The following is a 23,874-nucleotide window of genomic DNA, read 5'->3' on the forward strand; positions in this document are numbered from 1 at the left end:
GAATCGATTGAGTCTGGGTTGGGATACAGGTACGATAAATAAGGAATGTTTATTTATCTGCCACGCTTAGTTTCCTGCCATTACTCAGTCAACCCGCCCGCACTCCCACTGTTGAGGTCAAAGTCATGAATCGACTGCTGTCGCTGCTCGCGTTTGTTTCTATTTTTGCTGTTTCCTTATTGTCTGAAGCGGCGGAAGATTTGAATGTCCTACCACATCTTACCGGGGATGCAGCCGAGTCCGGACTGGTGTATCACGCCCTGCAGCAACAGGCACATGCCGCGTTTGCCAAACGGAAGGCCGTTTATGAAGAGCTGAAGACACCCGAAGATTGTGTCGCCTATCAGAAACGGATGCGGGAATTCTTTCGTTCTCAGATCGGTGGATTCCCCGAACGAACGCCTTTGAACCCGCGTGTGATTGGCAAATTGAAAGGAGACGGCTTTCACGTTGAAAATGTGATCTACGAAAGCTGGCCCGGTCATCACGTAACCGCCAACCTGTATCTGCCAAATACGAAGCCGCCTTATCCAGGTGTGCTCGTTCCCTGTGGACACAGTCACGATGGAAAAGCGGCTGCCGCGTACCAGCGCGCCTGTATCCTGCTGGCGAAAAACGGGATGGCGGCGCTGTGTTATGATCCCATCGGCCAGGGGGAGCGTTATCAGGTGCTCTCAGAACAGCCGAATGAATTTTTCCGCGGCGGCAGTCGCTATCGTCCGCCTCATCCACGGGTGCAGTATTATTGTACGGCAGAGCATACGCTGATGTCGGTCAGTTCGATTCCTCTCGGCAGCAACGCGGCCCGCTATCGGATCTGGGACGGCATGCGGAGCATTGATTATCTGGTCAGTCGGCCGGACATCGATGCGAAACGGATTGGCTGTACCGGAAACTCGGGTGGCGGAACACTGACCAGCTATATCATGGCGCTTGATGATCGGGTGCAGAGTGCGGCGCCCGTTTGTTATTCGACCATGTATCGTTATCTAGTCGACTTTAACGGGCCTCAGGATGGCGAGCAGGTTATTTTCGGTCAGCTGGCTTATGGGATGGACATTGCCGATTACACATTGATGCGGGCACCCAAGCCGACGCTGATTTGTGCTGGTACACATGATAGCACGTTCAAAATCGATGGGACGTGGGAACTGTTCCGCGAAGCCAAACGCTTTTATACACGCATGGGATACGCCGAGCGGGTCGATATCATTGAAGCCGACGCACCTCATGGATTCACGATTCAGTTGCGTGAAGGTTCGGCTCGCTGGATGAACCGTTGGCTGCTCCACAAAGAAAATGCGATTGTGGAAGGCGATCTACCGGTCTTTACGGATGAAGAACTACAGTGTTCTCAATCGGGACAGATTCTACTCGACGCCGGCGAGCGTTCGCTGTTTGAAATCAATGATGGTCTGAATCAACAACTGGCGAAAGAACGGGCTGAGTTGTGGAATAGTGGAGACCTGAAAACGCTGCGTGATCAGGTACGGGAAGTCAGCGGAGTCAAAAAACTTGCTGAGTTATTGCGGCCGGAATTTAAGGAGGTAGTCACCCTTCAACGCCCCGGTTATCAGATCACGAAACTAATCATCACGCCCGGTCATGGCGTGCCTCTGCCGGCTCTGTTGTTTCAGCCGGAACAACGGACGGGAGAACTGGTCCTGTATCTGCACGGCGGTGGGAAACAGGTTGATGCGGGAGAAGGAGCTGCCATCGAACAGCGGGTCAAACAGGGAGACGTGGTGTTGGCGATTGATATCCGCTGCATCGGTGAAACCTCGCGCAAGAACAATCGGAAGATCGGCTGGTCGCACGGTTTGCTCGGTCCCAATTATCATGAATGGGCGCTGGCGTATCTGCTGGGAGATTCGATGGTCAAACTGCGGGCGGAAGACATTCTGCTGGCGACAAGATTTCTTTCGGAAACTCAATCGAAGGCCAAACCAGAACCAGTTGTGCTGACGGCGATTGGTGAAACGGCGATTCCCGCGCTGCATGCGGCGGCGCTGGAGCCGGATCTGTTTTCAAAGGTCAACCTGAGCCAGATGATTCCCTCCTGGGGCGAAGTAGTGAAAACGCCGGAAACACAGAACCAGTTGATCAACACGGTGCATGGGGCATTAAAAGTGTATGATTTGCCAGAACTGATCAAACTGGCCGGGGATACAAAAGTGAAAGTCACACAGCCTGCGAGTGTGACTGAAGAACTGACAGTGAAAGCACCCTGAGCAGAGTTCAGGTTTCTAAACAACTTTAAACAGCGGTTCCATTCAGCGAACCACGCTGGACAAAGCCCACTGCGCCCTTAATAATGGCTGTTCTGGTCTTATTTCTATCATGCTGACACCGCCGATGCTTTCGGCTGTCTGTGTTCAATCGGAGAATATCAAATGCAATCGCTTACCCGCCGGATGGCTTTGAAACTGTTTGCCCTGGGAACCACGTTCTTCGGCCTGAAAAAAACGGAGACGCTTCAGGCGACAGAGCAGAAGAGTCACTCTCCCGTCATCGGTCATTGGAATAAAACCCATGATCGGGTCTGGCTGGGCGAAGAATTCTGGGCCAATCCGATGGAAGACTGGCGGATCGTTGATGGCGCCGCCGAATGTCAGTCCACCGCAGGTAGCCGCAATATTCAACTTGTCACACATCAACTGACTAATGTGAATGCGCCTTTTACAATGTCGGTACGTGTGAGTCAGGTCGAAGTCAAACAGCAGGATGGCGGCGTCGGTTTTCGTGTGGGAGTCAAAAGTGATCTCAACGAATACCGCAGTAACTGTTTTGCCAAAAGCGGTATCAAAGCTGGCATTGTGAACGATAAACTGGTACTGGGAAATAAAGAACAGAAACTTAAACAGCCAGTGGACATGCAAGACTGTGTTCTGACGGTCGTCGGCAGACCGGATGGCGAAAAATATTCTCTCACCTTGCTCGTGACTCAATCGGAATCTGATAAACCTCTGGGAACATTGACTCAAAAGTTCCCTCCGCAGGCGGTGTTGGGAAATGTGGCACTGGTCAGCAACTTCGATCCTCGATTCAAACGCAAAATCGGGGCACGGTATCGCTTCAGTGACTGGTCGGTTGACGGCGCGGCATTCAAGGTATCGCCGGAGCATAAGTTCGGTCCGATTTTGTGGTCCCAGTATACCCTCAGTGATTCCCGCAGCGATGAAGGGTTCGTGATGAAAATCAGCGCGCTGACTGGACCGCTGGGCGAGCAAGATAACAAAGACGTTGAACTGCTGATTCAGCAGGGGGACGCCTGGAAATCGCTGGGTACCGCGGCACTCGACACCGATGCCTGGACCGCGACGTTTCGGGTTCCGAACTGGAACGAAAAGGAGACTACCCCGTTCAAGCTGGTCTACAAAGAAAAACATACCGATGGGACAGAAACCACGAATGAGAGAACGGGCATCATTCGTTCTAATCCATCAGGACGTCCGTTGAAGTTGGGGGCGTTGACCTGTCAGAAAGATTATGGATTTCCTTATGAACCGGTGGCGAATAATCTTCTCAAAGTGGATCCCGATCTACTGTATTTCTCCGGCGATCAATTATACGAAGATCATGGCGGCTTCGGTTTGATTCGTGATCCTGCTGAACCTGCGATTTTGAATTACCTCCGTAAATTCTACATGCATGGCTGGGCGTTCGGGGAAGCGATGCGCGATCGACCTACGGTCTGTATTCCCGATGACCACGATGTCTTCCAGGGAAATATCTGGGGAGAGGGTGGCATGAAGATGAAAGAGGGAACGACTTCATCGACAGGCGGTTATCGAGAACCGGCGCGGATGGTGAATGTCGTTCACAAAACGTGTGCCGCCCACCATCCTGATTTTTATGACCCTGCTCCCTCTAAGCAGGACATCAGTGTGTATTATGGCGATATGGTTTACGGAGACGTGGGCTTTGCGATTCTGGGAGACCGGCAGTTTAAGAGTGGACCGGAACACGTTGATACGGGGAGCGGCAGAGCAGACCACGTGACAGATCCCAACTTTGATGCATCCAAACTGGATAAACCGGGCCTCGACTTACTGGGTGCGCGTCAGGAAAAATTCCTCGAACACTGGTGTGACGACTGGCGGGGACACAGTATCAAGGTCTTACTCAGTCAAACCGTTTTTTCCGGAGTTGCCACACATCATGGCGGCTATAATGGTTATCTGAAAGCAGACCTCGACGCTGGGGGCTGGCCTCAGACGGCCCGCAATCGAACGGTTCGCATTCTCCGCAAAGGGATGCCTCTGCATATCAATGGCGATCAACATCTGACGACACTTTCACAATATGGTGCCGACGCACAGCGTGACGGGAGCTGGTCTTTCTGCACGCCAGCGATTTCAGCCGGTTATCCCCGCTGGTGGCGACCTGATGAAGTCGGTATGCCTCACAAAAATCGTCCGCAGCATGGTTTGCCCAACACGGGAGAATATCTGGATGGCTTTGGCAACAAAGTTTATGTCTATGCCGTTGGAAATCCGGAGCCAGGTACGGAAAAGAACCGCTACGATTTAGCACATCAGAAAGGGAGCGGCTTTGGTCTGGTCTTGGTGGATCCCAAAGAGAAAACCTATACGCTGCATTCCTATCGTTTCCTGATTGATCCGACCGATGGCAAAGCTTCCAACGAGTTCCCGGGTTGGCCGGTTGTCATTCATCAAAAAGAAAATGGTGGCACGAACCAGTTGCAGTAAATGAATAATGCCGAAAGTAGACGTGACTTATTCCCTTTAACCCGCCGGTGACAGGAGACGGAGCGATGCTGAAGAACGTTTGTGTCTGTATTTGTGTCTGTATTTTAGTTTTACTGACGACGACCTCGATTTCCTTAGCACAAACACGTGAAGAAAAAGTTCGGCAGGATCGCGAGAAAGTCGAAGCGGGCGGGTATTGGATTTACAACGATCTGCAGAAAGGGTTTGCCCAGGCTGAGAAAACAAAGCAACCGCTATTGGTTGTATTACGCTGTATTCCCTGCGAAGAGTGTGTGAAGCTGGACGAAGAACTGATGGAGAAGGATCAGCAGCTTAAGCCGCTGATGGATCAGTTTGTGCGTGTGCGACTGATTTCGACCAACGGACTGGACCTGTCTCTATTTCAGTATGATTACGATCAATCGTTCGCGGTTTTCATGCTGAATGCAGACCGCACAGTCTATGGTCGTTTCGGCACACGTTCGCATCATACGCTCTGGTCAGAAGATGTTTCAATCGAAGGGCTGGCGCAGGCGATGCAGGGTTCTTTGGAATTACATGCCAACTATAATGCTGTCAAAGCATCACTGAAAAATAAACAGGGCAAGCAGCCCGATGTAGCCTCACCGGAAAAGTATCCTCTGCTGGCAGGAAAATACCGTTCGAAGATCAACGAGAAAAAAGAGATCGTCAAAAGTTGTATTCACTGTCATCAGGTCGGCGATGCACAGCGTGATTTTTATCTCCGTCAGCAGAAACCACTGCCGGAACGAATTCTGTTTCAGTATCCGCATCCGAAAATTCTGGGGCTGATTCTGGACCCGACGCAGAAAGCAACGGTGAAAGAAATCCAGGAGAATTCCATTGCTTCCCGGGCCGGTTTTCAGCCGGGGGATCAAATTTTGTCTTTGTCTGGACAGCCTTTGCTCTCGATTGCCGATGTGCAGTGGGTGTTGCATCACGCAGGGGAACAGGACAAACTGACAGCAAATGTCGAACGGAATGGAAAACGGCTTGATCTGACGGTCTTGTTGCCTCAAGGCTGGAAGCGGAATGATGATCTTTCCTGGCGGGTGAGCAGTTGGCCGTTGCGTCGGATGGTGCTCGGCGGCGCCGTTTTGGAACCGGCGACCGCCGAACAACGTAAGCAGGCGAGTTTAGCGGAAGACGCACCGATGGCGCTGCATATTCGGGGCTTGGGCAAATACGGATTGCACGCGACGGCCCGACGTTCCGGTTTTCAAATTGGCGATATCATTATCGGGTTTGATGGAAAAACCGATCTGGCCCGCGAGACGGACTTGCTGGCTTATGGGGTGAATGCACTGCAGCCCGGACAAGCCACTCAAGTGACGGTGGTCCGAGGCAAGCAGCAAATGCAATTAAAACTCCCACGGCAGAAATAGTCCGATTGAAGTTAGCGCCAGGTCAGTGTTTTCGTTTGCTGATTCCAGGCATGGTCAGCATTCGTGGTACGCGTCGTCAGAGTCATACTATCGGGGCCGAGCTTCGCGACAGTCCAGCCGGTCGTGGAGAATTTGGGGTTTGCCACATAAGACGTGGCCGGCATGTTGAGAATATGAATGCCTTTGTGTTCGGCGTTGCCGCGATCATGGATATGACCGTGAATATAGGCTTTGACCTGTTTACGCGGAGCCAGGATCTCCCACAGTTCAATCGAGTCGGTTAAGCCACCCGGAAAATGATTCGGATCGCCGCCCAGTCGCGGATTGTGATGCGTGACAATAATCGCAGGCTTATCAGCGTGTGCGTCGAGTGCATTGGTCAGCCAGGTACGCTGTTCTTTGCCCAGCGTTCCTTGTGTGACCATCGTTTTGTGCAGCGAATCGAGCAGAAAGAAATTCGCGTGTTTTGTCTGTATCACAGAGATGTGCTTCGATTTAACCGGCGGCGTTTCTGGTTGTTCTTCCTGCATCACGCTGTAAAAGACATCGCGCTCGTCATGATTGCCCAGCGTCAGGTGTGTGTCGATCTTGGCTTCACGCAGCGGGCGAATTAGTTTGGCGAAGTGGCGGTAATCGCCGGCCTGTCCGTCTTTCAAAGCCAGGTCACCATTAATCAACACACAGGCTGGCTTCTGTTCGAGGTTGACCAGTTCGCTGACGACCTGTCGCAAATGGCTGGGGATGGGGGAATTTGTGGGATGCTTTTCGCCGATGTGCGTGTCGTTTAACAGATAGACAAGATCGTCAGACTGGTTTTCACTGGCAAACGCGCCCGTACTATAGGTGATGAAACCTGCGCCTAATGTGAACAGGAACTGACGACGGTTCTGAGCGGGCAGATGCACGGGCATGGCTGGGTCTCCATGATGGATTTTATCAGGCGGGAATATTCGGGATTTCGATGGTTTTATCCTACACGACGTGGTGACCCGGCGAAACCGAAACTTCGATTATTTTTGTGTAAGCGGTGGTTGCTGATCCAGAAAATGCAGCGATTCGCGGCCCATGCGTTCGCAGATGCCGAGCGCTTCAGAAAAAGGGATGTTTAAAACATTGACTCGATCAGGAGTCATGAAAATCACACAACCTGACCAGGGATCGGGAGAGCCGGGCAGGTAAATCGAGATCAGGGGACCATTGGTTTGTTCTGCTTGAAAAGCGATGCGGGTGACATCATCAAAACGGACGAGGACCGGAATCATTTCCGGTTTGTTATGATCGCCGCCGATGCTGCCTTTGAGTTGCTCCCGATAAATCGCGAAACGGGGAAACAGCAGAATCAGATTTTTCTCAATAAATCGCGATAGTTTTTTGCCAATCGACCAGCGGGCGATCAAACCGGCGGCAAAGCACATTAGGAGGACGATGCCAATCGAGAGCGCAATCAGCAGCCCGATGCTAGCCGGAGTGTTATCGGATATATAATCAGAGAGCACTTCCGAATCAGAGAGCACTTCCGCCACGGTCAGGACGATGGGTACAACCTGTCCAACCAGAGCACCGATGACAATTAAGGGGAGCAGAAAGATTAGCCCCCCGATGGCGGTTGTTTTCAGGAAACCGAAACTCTTTTTGACGTGCTGAGACATAAGGGGATTATCTTTGCTCTAAGTTGAAATTGTCGCGTAGGTTGTTTTTCTACAGAAGTCTAAGGTGATAAATGATCCGCGATCTCATCCCGACGTTTCTGAAGTTCTGCCAGTTTTTCTGTTTTGTGCTGCATCTGGTTCTGCTTCTCATAAGGATCGGTCTTGAGGTCGAAGAGAAATTCTTCGCCTGCTTCGTTCTGGATATATTTCCAGTCTCCTTGACGCAACGCAGTCCAGCGGCCCCGTTTTAATTCTTTGTGCGGCCCCAATTGCCAGAACAGTTCTCTGTTTTCGACAGGCGTTTGTCTGGTGAGCAAGCCGGAAATATCCTGTCCATCCAGAGTCAGCCCGCTGGTTTCGACATTAGCAAATTGACAGATCGTTGGGAACAGATCAAGAGCCCAAGTGACTTCACTCGTTTCCGTCGCTGCTTTGATTTTTCCAGGCCAGCGCATGATGCAAGGAACACGAATCCCGCCTTCAAACAGAGTCGCTTTGGCGCCGCGAAATGGGTGATTACTACCACCGTACACGTAGGTGCCGCCGTGGTCCGTCATGAAAATGACCAGCGTATTCTTATCCAGTCCGTTATTCTTGAGAGTCGACATGACGCGTCCGATGCCATCATCCAACGCGACGGTCATGGCAGCGAACTCACGGCGGACTTTGTCTTTGATGTCCCCTACCCGCTTCAAATCAGATCCTCGTGCCTGCATGATATTGACTGGACTCTGATTTCCGGGAGACCAGCCCTTACCAAAATGTGGAGCATTATATGACAGGAATAGAAAGAACGGTTTATTTGCTGTCCGTTGATCTTTCAGAAAATGTTCTGCTTCTTCGGTAATTAAATCGGTCGCATACCCATTTTCGGAAACATACTGCTGGTTGTGATACCAGTCCGGAAGATTGCCATACGTCATCGTGAAGTAATCAATGCAGCCTCCCGTGTGTCCTCGGAATAGATCGAAGCCGTGGGAGGTCGGCAAGAATGATTTCGCACCGTGACCCAAGTGCCATTTTCCGATCAATGCCGTCTGGTATCCGTTCCGGTTGAGAACTTCAGCGATGGTCGTTTCGCCCGGTTGAATGCCCCGAGTTCGATCCACCTCGCTCATAAACATCAACGCGCCCAGCAGCTGGTCCTGCGAGCGACTCGGATTGCGACCTGTTAAGATCCCAAAGCGAGATGGCGTACAGATTGCGGAGGCCGAATAGTATTGCCGAAACAGCAGCCCTTCTTTTGCCAGTTGATCAATATGCGGCGTCGGAATTTCACTTCCATAACAGCCGACGTCGTTGATGCCCTGATCGTCAGTAAAAATGATCAGGAAGTTCGGTCGTTCCGCCGCCTCTGAATGAGTGAGTGGGACGAACAGAAACAGAACGAAGAGCAGTAACCAGCGTCTGGGATTGTGTAACATCATATTTTAGCCAACGTGAGTTGAATCAATCAGTGGAATCCCGGATCAATCAATGTGATCCATGAACGAACAACTCACCATTGTGTACGAAACGCCTTGATCAGGCAATGATGTCGTGTACAACCTTGCCGCCTTCGGTGCCGGTCAGGCGGAATTCTCGTTCACCTTGATGGAACGTGAGCTTGTCATGCTGCAGGCCCAGTTGGTGCAGAATCGTTGCGTGCAAATCGCGGAAATGTACTTTGCCTTCGATCGCGCGGGCACCGGTGGGATCGGTTTTTCCGTAAGCCAGACCGCGTTTGATTCCGCCCCCCGCCATCCAGAAGGTGAAGCCGCGGGCGTTATGGCCGGTACCGTCTTTCTTGGCTTCTGGCACGAGACCAGGACGACCGAATTCGCCCCCCCAGACGACCAGTGTTTCATCGAGCAAGCCGCGTTGTTCCAGATCTTCCAGCAGGGCAGCGATCGGGGCGTCTGTCGATTCACAGTTCGCTGTCAGGTCGGCACGGTGATTACTGTGCTGATCCCAGCTGCCATGATTGACTTCAATGAACCGTACGCCCGCTTCGGCAAAGCGGCGGGCTAGCAGGCATTGGCGTCCGAAGTCGGAATTTTTACAAGTGCCGACGGTTTTACCCTGACCTACGCGATAGCGTTCGAGAGTCGATTTTGTTTCCTGGTTGAGGTCGAGCAGTTCGGGAGCCGCCATCTGCATGCGGAAACCAAGTTCCATCGATTGAATGACGGCATCCAGACGGACATCATCGGGGCGGCGGATGGCGTGTTCGCGGTTCATTGCCTGCACGAAATCGAGTTGTCGTCGTTTGACTGCAGCGGGTATGTGATCACTTTTGACGTTGTTGATCGTTGCGGTTGACATGTTGGTGGTATTGAGGCCAATTGGTGTCCCCTCATAAACGGGGGGGAGTAAGGCACTGGAATAGACGGACGGCTTCGAGGGATAGAGACTGATGAACCCGGGGACATTCTGGTTTTCCGTACCCAAACCGTAAAGGACCCAGGAACCCAGACTGGGTCGGGGACGCAGGCGGTCGCCGGTATGCAGTTGCAGGAATGATTGCGCGTGGTTGGTGATGTCCGCATGCATGCCATTCAGTACGCAGAGTTTGTCTGCGTGTTTTGCGGTTTCGGGGAGCAGCTCTGAGATCCAGAGACCACTTTCGCCGTGTTGCGCGAACTTGAAAGCAGAACCGGCGTGTTTCTTCTTACCGGTTTGCGGTTTAAAATCGAAGGTGTCGAGTTGGGCGGGACCGCCGCTCATGCAGAGGAAGATGACGCGTTTGGCGCGGGCCGGCAGTTGAGGAGACCGGGCATTCAGATCGTGAATCGCAGAGGAACCGCCAGCGAGAGTGTTCTTGCCGCACAAGGCGGACATGGCCAGGTAGCCGAAGCCACAAGAGGCTGATTTTAACATTTCCCGTCGCGACATTCCGAGCATGAGCGTGTTCCTTTGGGAGATTCTTTATTTCTAAATCTGGTCGTTAATCAACGTACCTAAACTCATTGGTGTTCAACAGCGCCTGGCAGAGCGTGGCCCAGACTGTGATACGACGAATTTCGTCCTGGGAAATTTCTGTTTTCAGTGCATTGTCGACATCTTGAATCAACGCCAGAGCACGCTCCAGTTCGGATGACTCCGGTGCGCGATTCAAAGCCCGCCGATAAACCAAATGGACGCGTCCTGTGTCATCCAATTTCGGATTCGACAAAATGTCCTTTGCAAATAACTGTGACTGTTCAACTAGGAAATCACTGTTAATGAGAAACAGACTTTGTGTGGGCAGCGTGGTTTCATTCCGCTTGCCAACCGGTTTCGTAGAATCGGGCAGGTCAAAGGCAGACAGTTCCGGCGGTTCAGAATGACGTAGCAGGCACAGGTAAATGCTACGGTGCTGATGGGGAAGATGCAGGTTGCCTGCTTTATTGACCATCTCATCCACATTCGCGATTGACGAACCCAGGCCGGGTTCTCTGTTAAGTTGACCATTGGCGGCGAGGATGCTGTCTCGCAACGATTCGGCATCCAGTCGTCGACGGTTATGTCGACAGAGGAGCTTGTTTTCCGGGTCCGCATCCAAGATCAGTTCGTCGCAGAAACTGCTGAGTTGATACGTGTGGCTGAGCACAATCTTGCGAATCAATTGTTTCATTGACCAGCCTTCGGTACGGAAGTGCGTGGCCAGGTGATCGAGTAATTCTGGATGAGTGGGGCGTTCGCCGTAGACGCCAAAATCGTCGGGGGTGCGGACCAGTGCCTGGCCAAACAGATGCATCCAGATCCGGTTGACCATCACGCGAGAGGTCTGCGGGTGATCTGCAGAGATCAGCCACTGTGCCAGTTGCAGACGGCCACTTTGTTTGGCATCGATCTTTGGTGTTTGCGAGATGTTACAGGCCGACAAGAAACCGCGGGGGACGCTGGGGCCCAGTTTCTTGGATTCCCCTTTGATATTAATTTTGCAGTCGACCAGTTTTTTCTTTTCACGGACCCCCATCGCCAGTGGAGTACCAGCAGGGTAGATGTTTTTCGGTTTCTTTTTTCTGGAGAGAGTATGTTTATCGACATTCGGCTTCGCGCCGCTGTCTAGCGACGGAACGTAGTGGTGCTTTGATTTCAGAATATGCAGGGGCGTTTCCGGCGCTGTCAATGGTTGATTGGCGGCGTAACCCCACATCGTTTCCGTACTCAGGAATATTCCAGCCATTGCATAATAATCTGCGGTGGGAATGGGATCGTGCTTGTGATCGTGACAACGGGCACAGGCGACACTCAGCCCCATGACAGTGGTACTGACGACATTGATCTGATCGTTGACGACATCCATATCGAAATTCACGTTCATCGCTTTCGCCGGTTTCGAGCCGATGGCCAGGAATCCGGTTGCGACCAGAAGACGATCTCGTTCTTCGGGAGCATCTGCGGCTAATAGATCGCCGGCAATCTGTTCGGTGAGAAAACGATCGTAGGGAACGTCATTATTTAATGCCTGAATGACATAATCACGATACCGCCAGGCATGGGGGAAGGTTGGATTGCGGCCCAGACCATCGTTGCCGTTTGATTCGCCGTAGCGTGCGACATCCAGCCAGTGCCGTCCCCAGCGTTCGCCGAAATGAGGAGACGCCAGTAATTCATCGACCAGATGAGTGACCGCCTGTTGTTGACGGCGTTGATAGTCGGACAGAAATGCTTCGACCTGTTCTGCTGTCGGAGGAAGGCCAATCAGATCATGATACAAACGTCGCACCAGTCTGGCCGGCGAGGCATCATGTGTGGGCGCTAACTCAGCCGCTTCGATCCGTGAGAGAATAAAGCGATCGAGGGGATCATAACTCCAGCTTTGATCTTGAACGGCGGGAAGTTCCGGATTTCTGACCGGTTGAAACGACCAGAGTTCCGGTTTCGAAGTCGCCCCTTCTTCAGTTGGTTTTATGGCAATCAGCGGATGATCCATGCGTGGATCGGGCACGCCCATTTTGACCCACGTTACAAAGTCAGTGATGACCGCTTCGGGCAGTGGTTCATCAGGCGGCATTTCCAGATCATCATAACGTAAGGCTTGAATCAACAGGCTTTCATTAGGTCGACCTTCAACAAAGGCCGGGCCTGATTCGCCACCGACGCGCATGCCATCGCGAGTATCCATCCGCAGTTTGCCCCCCAGTTCCTCTGATTTAGAGGAGTGGCAGGAATAACATTTTTTGACGAGCACAGGGCGAATTTTATTTTCAAAAAATGCCCGCTGCTTCGGATCCATCTTGGTCTGAGCTGACTTTCTCGCCGGTTTCTTTGCGCTCCAGGCTGGTTCCAATGGGTAGAACGAGATCGCGAGAAACCAACAAGCAGCAAAAGTCAGGGTGATTTTATTACGCATGGCCGACAAATTCTATTTGGCAGGAGTAGTCGTACGCGTTCAGGCAAGGTTTAGTGAACAAGAATAGATCATACTTGGTTGATACGTTTAAGTCAACAATCTTAACAATCTTTCGGCACCTGGAAGCGGCAGACACCACCTTTTTACTGTGTATAGCTTGAATAGTGTTAATCACTCCAGTTTGCCCGATTGATGTGACCCGTGGTTCTGCTACCATGGTCGCTTGATTTGATCCGTACTGATCTTCAACAGAGAGTGAACAGTGTGTTATCTGAGTATGACGTGATTATTGTCGGCGGCGGCGGGAGTGGACTGGCAGCGGCGGCGCGGGCGCTGGAGTTTGGGGCGCGCGTGTTGGTTCTGGAAAAACAGCCTCAACTGGGGGGCACGACAGGAATGGCCATTGGTTCCTTTACGGCGAATGGGACGAGCCTGCAGCAGGCAGCCGGAATCAGTGACAACGCCGACGATCATGAAACAGATGCGGGCCAGTTTGCAACGCCGGAGATTGAATCACATAGCAACAATGAACTCCGCCGTTTTTTTCTGGGACAGACTGCCGAGACACTGGAATGGCTGCGTGGCATGAGTCTTTATTTTCATGGCCCGAATCCCGAGCCACCCAACCGAGTGCCGCGGATGCATAATATTGTGCCCAACGCAAAAGCGTATATCGCTGCATTTCAATCTCAAATATTGAAATACAAGGGAACGATTGTCTGTGATGCGCCCGTGGTGGAACTGGTGTCTGAGGGGCAACGAGTGACAGGCGTAGTTGCACAGATCGAGGGCGAACGGAAAACGATCAATGCGAAGCGGGGCGTTGTACTGGCGGCGGGAGATTACGCCAACGCGCCGGAAATTATCGGGCGGTTTAAAGGCGATCAGTTTACATCGATTGAAGGCGTGAATCCCAAAGCGTGCGGCGACGGTCATCTGCTGGCGGAAAACGTTGGTGCGCAATTGTTGAATATGGACATCACCTATGGCCCCGAACTGCGGTTTGTGCCGCCTCCCGGCGATCCCTTTGAACAGTTTCTGCCGACGAGTGGGTTCCTGGCAAAAGTGATGGGGCGATTGGTTCCCTTGCTCCCACAAGCGTTGATTAACTGTCGCATCAAGCGGTTGTTACTGACCTGGCAGCATCCGGAAAATTCCCTGTTTGACGACGGGGCGATATTGATTAACACAGAAGGCCAACGGTTCTGTAACGAAACAGATTCCCCCGAGCGAGAAATTGCGATTTCGGAACAGCCGGGGAAAGCCGCTTATATTTTATTGGATGAACGGATCGCCGCTCATTACAGCGCGTGGCCGCATTTTATTTCGACGGCACCCAAGATTGCGTACGCTTATGTGGATGATTATCTCAAGCTGCGGCCTGATGTCAGCATAGCAGGCACACTGGAAGAAATCGCGCAACAGCGTAATCTGAATGTCGCCGATCTGCGCGAAGCCGTGGCGCAATTCAACGAGTATGCCGCCGGTCATCAAACTGATCCGTTCGGCCGTACGGCAGATACCAATACACTGACCGGTAAACGTTGGGTATTACTGGGCCCGGCAAAAGCATATTTCACAACCACTGAGGGGGGCGTGGCCATCAATGAGAGTCTGCAGGCTTTGAATGAAAATGGAAGCCCGATTCCCGGACTGTACGCGATCGGCTGTAACGGTATGGGAGGGCAAGTTCTGTGGGGACACGGCCTGCACATCGCCTGGGCAATTACCAGCGGCCGGTTAGTGGGAGAGCTATTGGGGGCAAATGCTGATACAGAGATGAGTGGAAAAAGGGACTGACCACTTGAGACTTAGATCAAACGCTGACACTTCGACGCCATCGATCTTACCATCAACTTCTACCAGCACAATGCCCCGTTTTTGATTTTCGAAACCCACGTCGACCTGGCCCCTTTATTGTTTCCACGAGCAACTCAAACTAAATATTCGACACGATTCAGCAAGTAGTATATAATGAATCGCGATTTCATTGACTGCTTTCGTCGAGAGCAGTTGGTAGTTACCGTTGTATGCACGAGTACGTCAGGTCATTTGATTCTGAAGTGAAAAGTGAATCACACAGGGAGAGCATCACTTTGAATGGCTATAAAAAACAATTCACAAAGTACCTATCTCTATTCGGCCTGCTTTTGTTCCTAGTGCAGCCACTAGAGGCCACTGAGTGGGGGGATCTATCGGGGCAATTTATCTACACCGGAAAACCGCCTGACTCCCAAAAACTGAAACGCTTGAAAGACCAGTCTTTCGTCATTGGGGAAAATGGCGGAATCAAAAATATCTGTATCTTTTTGCGAGAGGAAAAATCACAGAACTTTAAAATTCATTCCAGTTATGACGAATTGCCGAAAACAGTCTTTCTTTCTCATCAAAATTCGACTTATGAGCCGCATGTATCAGGACTCTGGTACGAACGCCAGCAGCTCATCTGCATTAATAAAGACCCCCATGCGCATCGCATTCACCTCTTCCCATTCAAAAATTATTTTCCTGATAAGCTGCCAAAAGAAATAAACAACCAGAGAACGTTTCGTTTCCAAACCCATGAAAGATTGCCATTCCAAATCAAATGCGATATGCATCCCTGGGAAACAGCATATCTGATGGTCCTCGCTCACCCTTACTTCACTTCAACAGACGAAACCGGGGCCTTTACGATTAAGAATTTGCCCGTGGGTGATTGTGAGTTTCGGATATGGCATGAATCGATTGGGTATGTTGAGGCAAAGGAAGAATGGAAACGAGGCAGCATTAAAATCAAGATCAAGCCTGGTAAAAATGACCTGGGCGTGATCAAAGTTTCTCCGAAACTGGTCGAAAAGAAGTAACAGCATCTATATCTGCTATTACTTGCCTGTTGTTTCTAAGTGGGTAATCAGGGGGCAGGAACAGAAAAAAATTGTCAGGAACCTTATTCTGGTTTTCGGGGCCTGCCTCTTGGTTTGATTGTGCTTTCCAGGTCGAGTTGTTTGACGGTTTGAGTGGTCCAGGCGTCGTTGCCAAACGGAGCGCCGCGCTGGATACTGCGTGTCAGCGCTTTTAGTTCGCGGTCGGTCAGCCGCTGGTTGACATGTGCGGCCCAGCCCGGTTTCCGCCTCTGTGGCCACGGAGACAACAGAGGCTGTGGTTCGGTCGTGCCCTGTTTCCAGTGGTAGAGGCTGCCCCATCGCCAGTCTTCGGCCCGCTTGACCAGATTGGCCGTTAACGCATTTCGCTCGACATAACGGCACACAGTATGGAAGTGTTCATCGTTCTGGATCGGAAACGATTTAAAACGACCCTGATAGACATGACCAGAGCCGGTGCTCTGCCGATGTGCGTGCCAGCGTTGGGTATGTGTTAGAGTGAGCCAGCCTGTAAAACGCGATAGTTGACCGTCTTCACTGGGATAGACGACCAGATGCCAATGGTTGGGCATGATACAATAGCTGAGCAATCGTATTTCAAATCGTTCGACCGCTTCAGACAAGATGCGCTCAAATGCGGCATAGTCTTCATCGCTCTCGAAAATCGTCATCCGAGCATTCGCCCGATTGAGAACATGATAAATGAATCCAGCTTGAGCCGCGCGTTTTGGTCTACCCATAATCACTGATTTTAACACGATGGAACTGGAAAGTCAACAAAAAGGTTCCTGACACCTTTTTCTGTCTTTTTCTGTCCGAATTATAAAGTGCCATTTATTCCTGCCCCTATTTTCTGTTCGTCAGACATCAGGTCTCTTATTTTTGAGAGTAGTTGATCAAGAGACCGGGTATCAAATTCAACAAGTGGTTTATCCCAATTATAAATATTTTCCTTCGGGTTTCTTTCAATTAAAACTAAAGAATAATGTCCCTCAGGTGAACCCTCTGGATACCAACCAACATCAATCACATACATTTCATCTGTAGAAACGGCGTGAAACATGTCTTGTAAAAAATATAAATCCCAGATTTTAAAGCCTTCATCAAAACCCGTTACATGTCTCGCTTCCTCAGCAGTAATCGTCAAAATATGATTCTGTGTCACCACCCACTTATCATTCGATGGTATTTCACACTTTTGTAATTCACTTCTATCCATTAAGTAACCCTTTCATAAATCTATGCCTCTGTACGAGTCCCGTACTTCCTTTGGTAATCTTTCATAACGCATTGGATGACCGTGGAGAGTCCCTGAAGAAATCTCTGCTCGAATCCATTTCGTTGCAACCCCACCATCATATCCGATATTTTTTTGAAATTTGTAGTAGAAATATATCGTATTACCCTCTTGCACTTTCACATGACCTTTAATTGTTGCCAACTTTTCTAATGCTTTATTATTCACATTAGGTAAATATTGAGCTGCGCCACGAGGTCCCATACTGAAGTCTCGTGCCTCTTCTAATGTCCTAGCCTTGAGGTGTTTGTTGTCATGGTTTGTCCACGTTGCTCTTGCAACAATCGATCGGTGAGCTTTCCTATTACGAAAGCTATCTATGACCTTGTTATCTGTGATCTTGGTGGGGTATGAATGCCTTCTCGGGATGCTTAAACCCCTCCGCCGAGCGGGCCTAGCACGTACCCCAGCCCCACTTCCTTTAGGACCACGTCCGGGTAGTGCATCTTGAACCTGCATCAATCGAATGAAGAGTAGTGCATTATAAGCTTTTAAATATTTTAGTCTTTTTATTTCATACCTTTGATGCGCTCCTTCTGAAGCATTCGGCTCTGGTGGATACCCAATTGCTGCTGCCATTTTGTCAGCTTTAATTGAGAGACCAGTATAACGTGAGTCATCAATCCTAAATATTACACCTGGGATAGAAAAAGGTGTCAGGAACCTTTGATTCATACTTTGAGCAATTAATTTGCGCATTGCAAGAGCTTCTCAGTCAACTCTGATTTTCATCCTGTTGGGGTTATAGAGCTCAAACCCGTCTGCGTGCCAGAATTCTTTTAAGCCGATTCGCTGGTAAAGTTCGATCTCTGCATTATAGAGGGGATACATGCCCGTCAGATGAATCGTGCGGTCAGGTAGCTGAAATGTGGCCTGCTCCTGATCCAGAAATGAAGGCGCGAAAACAAAAAAGGCGTTCATTTCACTTTCACTGGAAAAGGGATCGTCCAGTTGAAACAGGTCGCCGTAGGAAAAGCGTTTCTCATTGAAGAACGCGGACGCAAAATAGCCGACCGCCATTCCCCAGCTTCTGTCTGTCGTATCCAGCGAAACGATTAGTTCGGGCTTGCCGTGTTTCCAGTCGGGGTGAGAAGCACAGGAGAGACCACAAGTCACTGCGGTCAGTGTTCCCGTTTCAGGGAGATCTTCAAAGTAGAACACTTTGATTGCGGGACGGTTCTCGGACTGGATTTCTCTGACTTCGTCGATCGTTCCAAGGCTGGATTCCAGGGCTTCAGACCACTGTTGATCGAAAAAAGGGTCGAGTGTCTGCATTGATTCCTTGCTCCAATCAGGCGGAATTGCCCCAGTTTTCAATTCGAATCAGAAAACATTTGACAATTTCGCGAACATATCAGTAAACTTTTAATTAATCTTATGTATATTAATAGACTAACGTATCCGTTGGCGCAGGCTTCCACAGTGATCAGATCGGATTTATCACTGAATTCTTAGTGTGAATCGTCGTTTTCCATTCTTGCAATCAAATGTGAATTCTCAATGAAATACTCGCGTGAGGGTGTTTCTCTCAACTTAAAAAGTTTTGTTATCGATAGAAATTCTTCTTCATTTTTTCAAAGGATCGGGATCATGGTTAAACAGCGCTCACGGAAACGTGGTTTTACATTAATTGAGTTATTGGTGGTGATTGCCATTATTGCGATTCTGATTGCTCTGCTACTGCCCGCCGTTCAGCAGGCACGGGAAGCAGCCCGGAAGAGTTCTTGTAAGAATAATATGAAGCAGCTCGGTTTAGCCTTTCATAATTATCACGAAACGTTCAGTCAATTTCCACTGCAGCAGACCTGTTGTGCTGCTGGGGACAGTGGCACCCCCGCCCCGCAGACCTGGCGGATTCGACACAGCTGGACCGTACGCATCCTGCCTTATGTTGATCAGGCCCCGCTTTACAATCAAATGAATTTCAGTACCGACGGCATGCATGGAACGAATCTCGCACTTAAAAAGGAACGGCTCAAAGTTGTTGAGTGTCCCTCCGACCCCATGATTCAGGATACCGATACGGGGGCTGACGATGCGGGTGGTGAGCAGCGTGGTCAGACGGATTATGCGATCTCAGCTGGCGGCCACCCCAACAGTACCGCGACCACACCCGGAACTTCTGGTGCGAGTTATGGTCAATTCGGTAGTGTTCCTAAAGTAAGGGATGTACGAGGCATGTTCAGCCGCAGCGGTTACTCTGCCAGAATCAGCCATGTGACTGACGGGACGACGAATACGATTATGATCGGTGAAGTGGTAGGTCCTCTTTGTATTTGGCAGGACTGGGGTTATCAAAGCTGGGGCACGATGGCGCATCCGATCAATTACCGGAATGAGGAATTGATTGCTGGCACACTCAGTCGAGGTGATGCGAATGCTACGATCGGTTTTCGCAGCCGACATGAAGGGGGCGCCTTCTTCACATTGGCAGATGGCAGTGTGCATTTTCTGAGTGAAAACATCGATGGTAATCTTTACCGGAATCTGGGAGACAAAGCTGACGGGAATCCGGTGGACGGATTCGGCGGTTAAACGGTTTGCTGTAAGATGTCTGAATGAGATCCAGTATGAAATTTGAGAGGAGCAACATGTCAGTGTATTCGCGCGAGATAAAGAATGTCGTATTTCTGATGTTGAGTTTGTTGATCTGCGGTTGTGGAGGAGGCATCGACGATGCACCCAAAGTGGCTTCTGTAAACGGGTCTGTGATATGGAATGGAAAACCGTTAGATGAAGGGACGATCGTGTTTCATCCAACCTCAGGTCGTTCCGCTTCAGGAACCATCAAAGGGGGAGAGATTGTGGAAGTCACCACGACAATTCAAGGCGATGGTGCCCCGGTGGGTGAGAATAAAGTGACCATCTTTGCGACAAAGCCGGATCCCAAAGATGCATCCGGGATGGGAACGATCTCACTGATTCCCGTCAGATACAACGATGTCAAAAAATCTGGCCTGAAAGCCATCATCAAAGTCAATGAGGAAAACAAGGTGAATTTTGATCTGGTGAAGTGATCTTTGGTGGTGTCTCTCAGGTCAAGCAGCTGAGAGACACCCTTTGATCTACGTCACAGGATTATTCGTTCCCGGAATGATTTTGGTGAGATCACGGCCGAGAATCGAAGGACACCAGTAGCGTTCGATGTGTTCGATGATCATTTCGGTGCCCCGGGTATGACTGACAAAGGGACGATCACGGGGATCGTAGAGCGCGTCGGTCAAGTCTCGGCACAGGACCACGTTCTTTCCCAGATAGGTCATCTGACGAATTCCAAACGGGCGGCCCAGAACGCACATGTTGGTATGCACGCCCATCAGTACAATGTTCTTGCGCTGTTCCTGCTCCAGAAAGTTATAGATCTCCTGTCCGTTGGCACTAACGACATCGTAGCCGACCATCTTAATCGCCGGATGTTCGTGGCGGTCGGTATTCTTTTTGTAATCCGCGATCGGGTCATCACAGCCTCGCAGAGTGGATTCTGTGGAACGTTGTACGGTATCGTCGACAGGAAGAGGTGGCTCTTTTTCGGGGTTCAGATAACACCAGCCTTGAATTGGTGCGGGGGGCTTGGACGGCTTGGCCTCTTTGATGCGTTTGCGAAACGGCGTGTCTTCGTACAATTCGATTCCGCCACTGGGAGCATGGATGATGGCGACGCCCTGATCACGGGCCTTTGAGATCACCTGATTCATCTTCGGTGCCATCCGATCTACCCGCTGAGCCGCCAGTTTGCAGGGATGGTCGGCCCACATGTCGCAGATGATAATGGCGGTTTCGGATGCGTTCCATTCTGTTGCTTCGTTGATTGCTTTCCCAGGCGCTTCGGCGGTCCGTTTTCTCAGGTGGATGGAGAGCTTACCGGGAACAGCGGGAATGCTGCGGGAAGACTGTGGTCGTTCCTCGGCGAGTACCGCAGCAACAGAGGGAAACAGTGAACCTGCTACGCAGCCTTGAAAAACGGTGTTCAAAAAATGACGTCGTTGGTGGAGAGCAGCGGTATGCATGATGGCTCCTGTATTTTTAGCGGGAATAGAAGATACCGTTTCTATTGTGCAGCCGACTGCGCTTCGATTCAATCAGAATCAGGCGAGAAAATCGAAGCGAATGTGATGTTACTTTCCGGTGGTTCGTTTCAGCCAGTCTCCGCATAATTTCGGCCAGCCGGAAATCGGGTTGTCAGAAGGACGCATTCCGTAGCCGTGTCCTCCTTTTGCGTAGAGATGAAGCTCGCCGTCGACTTTCGCGTCTTTCAAATCACGCGTGTAGTTGAACGCGCTGTCAACGAGACGCCGGTCATCCAGCGTCTGCACGATGAAGGCGGGCGGCGTTTGGGCGTTGACTTTGATTTCGGGAGCCGACTGTCGTTTGTCTTCTTTCTGGTAGATATAGGCGGGATAAATCAGCACGGTGAAATCGGGACGACAGCTTAGTTTGTCGGCGTCGTCGATGGATTCGTAATTCCGTTTCTGATAGTTGGTCGAGAGATTTGCTGCCAGGTGACCGCCGGCGGAGAAACCGAGGACCCCAATCTGTTCGGGATTGATGCCCCAGTCTTTGGCTTTACTGCGGACAAGGCCCAGGGCACGTTGCGCATCTTTGAGGGCTTCCTCGCGCTGATTGCCGGGAACCGTATATTTGACAACGACAGCGTGAATGCCAATGGAGTTCAACCACTCGGCAATTTCGGTGCCTTCCAGATCATAGGCCAACACGTTATAGCCGCCGCCTGGGAAAATCACGACCGCGGGGGCATTCGGTTTGGCGTTTTTGGATTTGTAGAATTCGATGGCGGGCCGTTTGACTTTGGTAATGCGGATAATGTTACTGTAGGAGACTTCATCATCACTTTTGTCCAACAGGGGGCGATCAGGCCAGACAGCGAGCCGCTGGTCGGGTTCGGGTGTTTTGATCGGCGCTGCGGCCAGTGATAACAGTAAAAAAACGGCCAGAAAAATATGTTTCATTGTTGTGGTCTCCGGTATGACTGCGTTTGTGATTTCCAGATGAGGAAAGCTGATCTTCAGGAATTATAATAGCGGGATTCACGGGCCAGTTGTAGTCCGATGTGGTCGTGTTCACCCCTTCAGGGGCTGATATTGGGGAAAACTGTTGATCACTGCGTTTGGGCCGGGTACGATCAAGGTGCTGAGTCTCTCCGCGATTAGACTCGATTCTGATTGCACCATTACATTCCTGTAATCAAAAAGGTCCACCCGCATGATTCGATTCTCGCTTTGTCTGCTGTTTATTTTCAGTCTCACTTTTCACACAGAAGCAGCCGAAACTGCCAAGGCGGAGTCTGTCGAATGGAAAGCGGGGGTCGCGTCGGCGAAGATCACGCCTGCGAAACCTCTGCGGATGGCTGGCTATGCAGGCCGCAAGGAGCCGGCGGAAGGGACCGAGCAAGATCTGTATGGCAAAGCACTGGCGATCGAAGATCAAGAGGGCAACCGGGTTGTATTTGTGACTCTCGATTTGATCGGCGTGATTGACCGGCTGCGAGCCGACGTTTCAAAACAGGTTCAGGAAAAATACAATTTGCCTCCGCAGGCGTTATTGATGAATGCCTCGCATACACATTGTGGCCCCGCGTATGGTCGTGATGATGCAAAAGAATATTATGACACGCTGGTGCCGACGCTAGTCAAGACAATCGGTGAGGCCATTGAAGAAATGCAACCCGCAAATCTGAGCTGGTCGGCGGCTCGCTGTTCGGTTGCCATGAATCGTCGTACGCCGACTGCGACCGGATATCGTAATCATCCGAATCCCAACGGGCGGGTGGATCATCAGGTACCTGTGCTTCGCGTGGACGACCCTAAGGGAGAATTGAAAGCGGTCATGTTTGGTTATGCCTGCCATAATACTACGATGGGCTTTCGCAAGTGGCTGGGCGACTATGCCGGGTTTGCGCAAGAGTATTTTGAAAAGGATCATCCTGGCGTGACGGCGCTGTTCATGATGGGGTGTGGCGGCGATCAGAATCCATATCCGCGGAGTGAACTGCATTATGCACACAAGCACGGCCGCGCACTGGCGACGGCGATAGAAGCCGCTCTGGAAGTCAATCAACGCACGTTATTGCATCAGCATGTTTTGCATGGACCGCTCAAGACGGCTTATGGCACGGTTGAACTCGAATATCTGCCAGAAAAGAAACGGGAACCCTGGGATTATCCCGTGCAGGTGATTCAATTCGGGAATGACCTGACGATTGTCGCGCTGGGAACAGAAGTCGTTGTCGATTATGCACTCCGTATCAAGCAGGAACTGTTTGAGCAGGAAGGGCCTGCGATTTGGGTCGCCGGTTATTCGAATGTTTATTCTGGTTACATTCCCAGTAAGCGGGTCCTGCTGGAAGGGGGCTATGAAGCGAGCCGTCCTTATAAGCCTGATGTGGAAGAACGGATCATTGGAAAAGTGCTGGAATTAAATGCAGGGCTGGAGAGTGCGGAAGTCAAATAAGGGCGGCATGACTCTTGGCGCGACCACCGGTTCATGAAGTTCGCGTTAAAAGTCAACAAAGCAGGCCCTTTTGAATTTATCTTTCGTTGCCTGTGGTCTACTGGTACTTTAGAATTAATCAAGCTGTCCTGTATGCATCCGCCGACATACGATTCGTG

The 23,874-nt window shown here is 50.8% G+C and carries 19 protein-coding genes; 8 read left to right on the top strand and 11 right to left on the bottom strand.

Translation table 11 applies throughout. The features are described 5' to 3' along the window. Nucleotides 1–125: 125 nt before the first annotated feature. The 3 genes from AAC022_RS12000 (at nt 126) to AAC022_RS12010 (ending at nt 6,118) form a co-directional block, all read left to right on the top strand. A complete protein-coding gene (locus AAC022_RS12000; RefSeq protein ID WP_339731179.1) occupies nt 126–2,231 on the top strand; it encodes a prolyl oligopeptidase family serine peptidase in 2,106 nt (701 codons plus the stop codon). A gap of 162 nt (nt 2,232–2,393) precedes the next feature. Then, a complete protein-coding gene (locus tag AAC022_RS12005; RefSeq protein ID WP_339731180.1) occupies nt 2,394–4,712 on the top strand; it encodes an alkaline phosphatase D family protein in 2,319 nt (772 codons plus the stop codon). Nucleotides 4,713–4,777: 65 nt separating this feature from the next. Further along, on the top strand, nt 4,778–6,118 hold the full coding sequence (locus AAC022_RS12010; RefSeq protein WP_339731182.1) for a Trx7/PDZ domain-containing (seleno)protein: 1,341 nt from the start codon (nt 4,778–4,780) through the stop codon (nt 6,116–6,118). Nucleotides 6,119–6,129: 11 nt separating this feature from the next. On the opposite strand, the gene AAC022_RS12015 is transcribed toward AAC022_RS12010, so the two are convergent. The 5 genes from AAC022_RS12015 to AAC022_RS12035 form a co-directional block, all read right to left on the bottom strand. Then, on the bottom strand, nt 6,130–7,029 hold the full coding sequence (locus AAC022_RS12015) for a metallophosphoesterase (RefSeq protein WP_339731183.1): 900 nt from the start codon (nt 7,027–7,029) through the stop codon (nt 6,130–6,132). 99 nt (nt 7,030–7,128) lie between these two features. Then, nucleotides 7,129–7,767 (bottom strand): DUF502 domain-containing protein, encoded by a 639-nt coding sequence (locus AAC022_RS12020; protein WP_339731184.1) that lies wholly within the window; start codon nt 7,765–7,767, stop codon nt 7,129–7,131. A gap of 59 nt (nt 7,768–7,826) precedes the next feature. Then, nucleotides 7,827–9,194: a sulfatase-like hydrolase/transferase gene (locus AAC022_RS12025; RefSeq protein WP_339731185.1), complete on the bottom strand. Its 1,368-nt coding sequence runs from the start codon at nt 9,192–9,194 to the stop codon at nt 7,827–7,829. Nucleotides 9,195–9,291: 97 nt separating this feature from the next. Next, nucleotides 9,292–10,650 (bottom strand): DUF1501 domain-containing protein, encoded by a 1,359-nt coding sequence (locus AAC022_RS12030; RefSeq protein WP_339731186.1) that lies wholly within the window; start codon nt 10,648–10,650, stop codon nt 9,292–9,294. A 43-nt stretch (nt 10,651–10,693) separates the two neighbouring features. After that, complete coding sequence (locus AAC022_RS12035; protein ID WP_339731187.1) at nt 10,694–13,087, bottom strand: PSD1 and planctomycete cytochrome C domain-containing protein; 2,394 nt, start codon at nt 13,085–13,087, stop codon at nt 10,694–10,696. Between the two features lie 264 nt (nt 13,088–13,351). On the opposite strand from AAC022_RS12035, the gene AAC022_RS12040 reads away from it, so the two are divergent. Together AAC022_RS12040 and AAC022_RS12045 are read left to right on the top strand one after the other, a co-directional pair. Beyond that, nucleotides 13,352–14,887, top strand: coding sequence for an FAD-dependent oxidoreductase (locus AAC022_RS12040; RefSeq protein WP_339731189.1), 1,536 nt, complete (start codon nt 13,352–13,354; stop codon nt 14,885–14,887). 296 nt (nt 14,888–15,183) lie between these two features. Continuing rightward, nucleotides 15,184–15,933 carry a hypothetical protein gene (locus AAC022_RS12045; protein ID WP_339731190.1) on the top strand — a complete coding sequence of 250 codons (750 nt, stop codon included), beginning with the start codon at nt 15,184–15,186 and terminating at the stop codon, nt 15,931–15,933. Between the two features lie 83 nt (nt 15,934–16,016). Here the strand turns inward: AAC022_RS12045 and AAC022_RS12050 are convergent, their stop codons facing one another. From AAC022_RS12050 to AAC022_RS12065, 4 genes are all read right to left on the bottom strand, one after another. Continuing rightward, nucleotides 16,017–16,691, bottom strand: a complete 675-nt coding sequence (locus tag AAC022_RS12050) for a transposase (protein ID WP_339731192.1) — start codon at nt 16,689–16,691, stop codon at nt 16,017–16,019. A gap of 80 nt (nt 16,692–16,771) precedes the next feature. Then, the gene (locus AAC022_RS12055; RefSeq protein WP_339731194.1) at nt 16,772–17,170 is read right to left on the bottom strand and encodes a hypothetical protein; all 399 of its coding nucleotides are present in this window, start codon (nt 17,168–17,170) and stop codon (nt 16,772–16,774) included. 12 nt (nt 17,171–17,182) lie between these two features. Continuing rightward, complete coding sequence (locus tag AAC022_RS12060; protein WP_339731195.1) at nt 17,183–17,947, bottom strand: hypothetical protein; 765 nt, start codon at nt 17,945–17,947, stop codon at nt 17,183–17,185. A 12-nt stretch (nt 17,948–17,959) separates the two neighbouring features. Beyond that, a complete protein-coding gene (locus AAC022_RS12065; protein WP_339731197.1) occupies nt 17,960–18,523 on the bottom strand; it encodes a suppressor of fused domain protein in 564 nt (187 codons plus the stop codon). A gap of 315 nt (nt 18,524–18,838) precedes the next feature. On the opposite strand from AAC022_RS12065, the gene AAC022_RS12070 reads away from it, so the two are divergent. Both AAC022_RS12070 and AAC022_RS12075 read left to right on the top strand, forming a co-directional pair. After that, nucleotides 18,839–19,783 (top strand): DUF1559 domain-containing protein, encoded by a 945-nt coding sequence (locus tag AAC022_RS12070; RefSeq protein WP_339731198.1) that lies wholly within the window; start codon nt 18,839–18,841, stop codon nt 19,781–19,783. A gap of 56 nt (nt 19,784–19,839) precedes the next feature. Then, nucleotides 19,840–20,265 (top strand): hypothetical protein, encoded by a 426-nt coding sequence (locus tag AAC022_RS12075; protein WP_339731200.1) that lies wholly within the window; start codon nt 19,840–19,842, stop codon nt 20,263–20,265. Nucleotides 20,266–20,313: 48 nt separating this feature from the next. Here AAC022_RS12075 and AAC022_RS12080 read toward each other — a convergent pair whose 3' ends face one another. Next, complete coding sequence (locus tag AAC022_RS12080) at nt 20,314–21,255, bottom strand: isochorismatase family protein (protein WP_339731202.1); 942 nt, start codon at nt 21,253–21,255, stop codon at nt 20,314–20,316. A gap of 108 nt (nt 21,256–21,363) precedes the next feature. Continuing rightward, complete coding sequence (locus AAC022_RS12085; protein WP_339731203.1) at nt 21,364–22,215, bottom strand: alpha/beta hydrolase; 852 nt, start codon at nt 22,213–22,215, stop codon at nt 21,364–21,366. A 253-nt stretch (nt 22,216–22,468) separates the two neighbouring features. On the opposite strand from AAC022_RS12085, the gene AAC022_RS12090 reads away from it, so the two are divergent. Further along, entirely contained in the window at nt 22,469–23,716 is a 1,248-nt protein-coding gene (locus AAC022_RS12090; RefSeq protein WP_339731204.1) for a neutral/alkaline non-lysosomal ceramidase N-terminal domain-containing protein, read from the top strand. Nucleotides 23,717–23,874: the final 158 nt, after the last annotated feature.

Source organism: uncultured Gimesia sp. (assembly GCF_963976445.1).
Lineage (GTDB): Bacteria > Planctomycetota > Planctomycetia > Planctomycetales > Planctomycetaceae > Gimesia.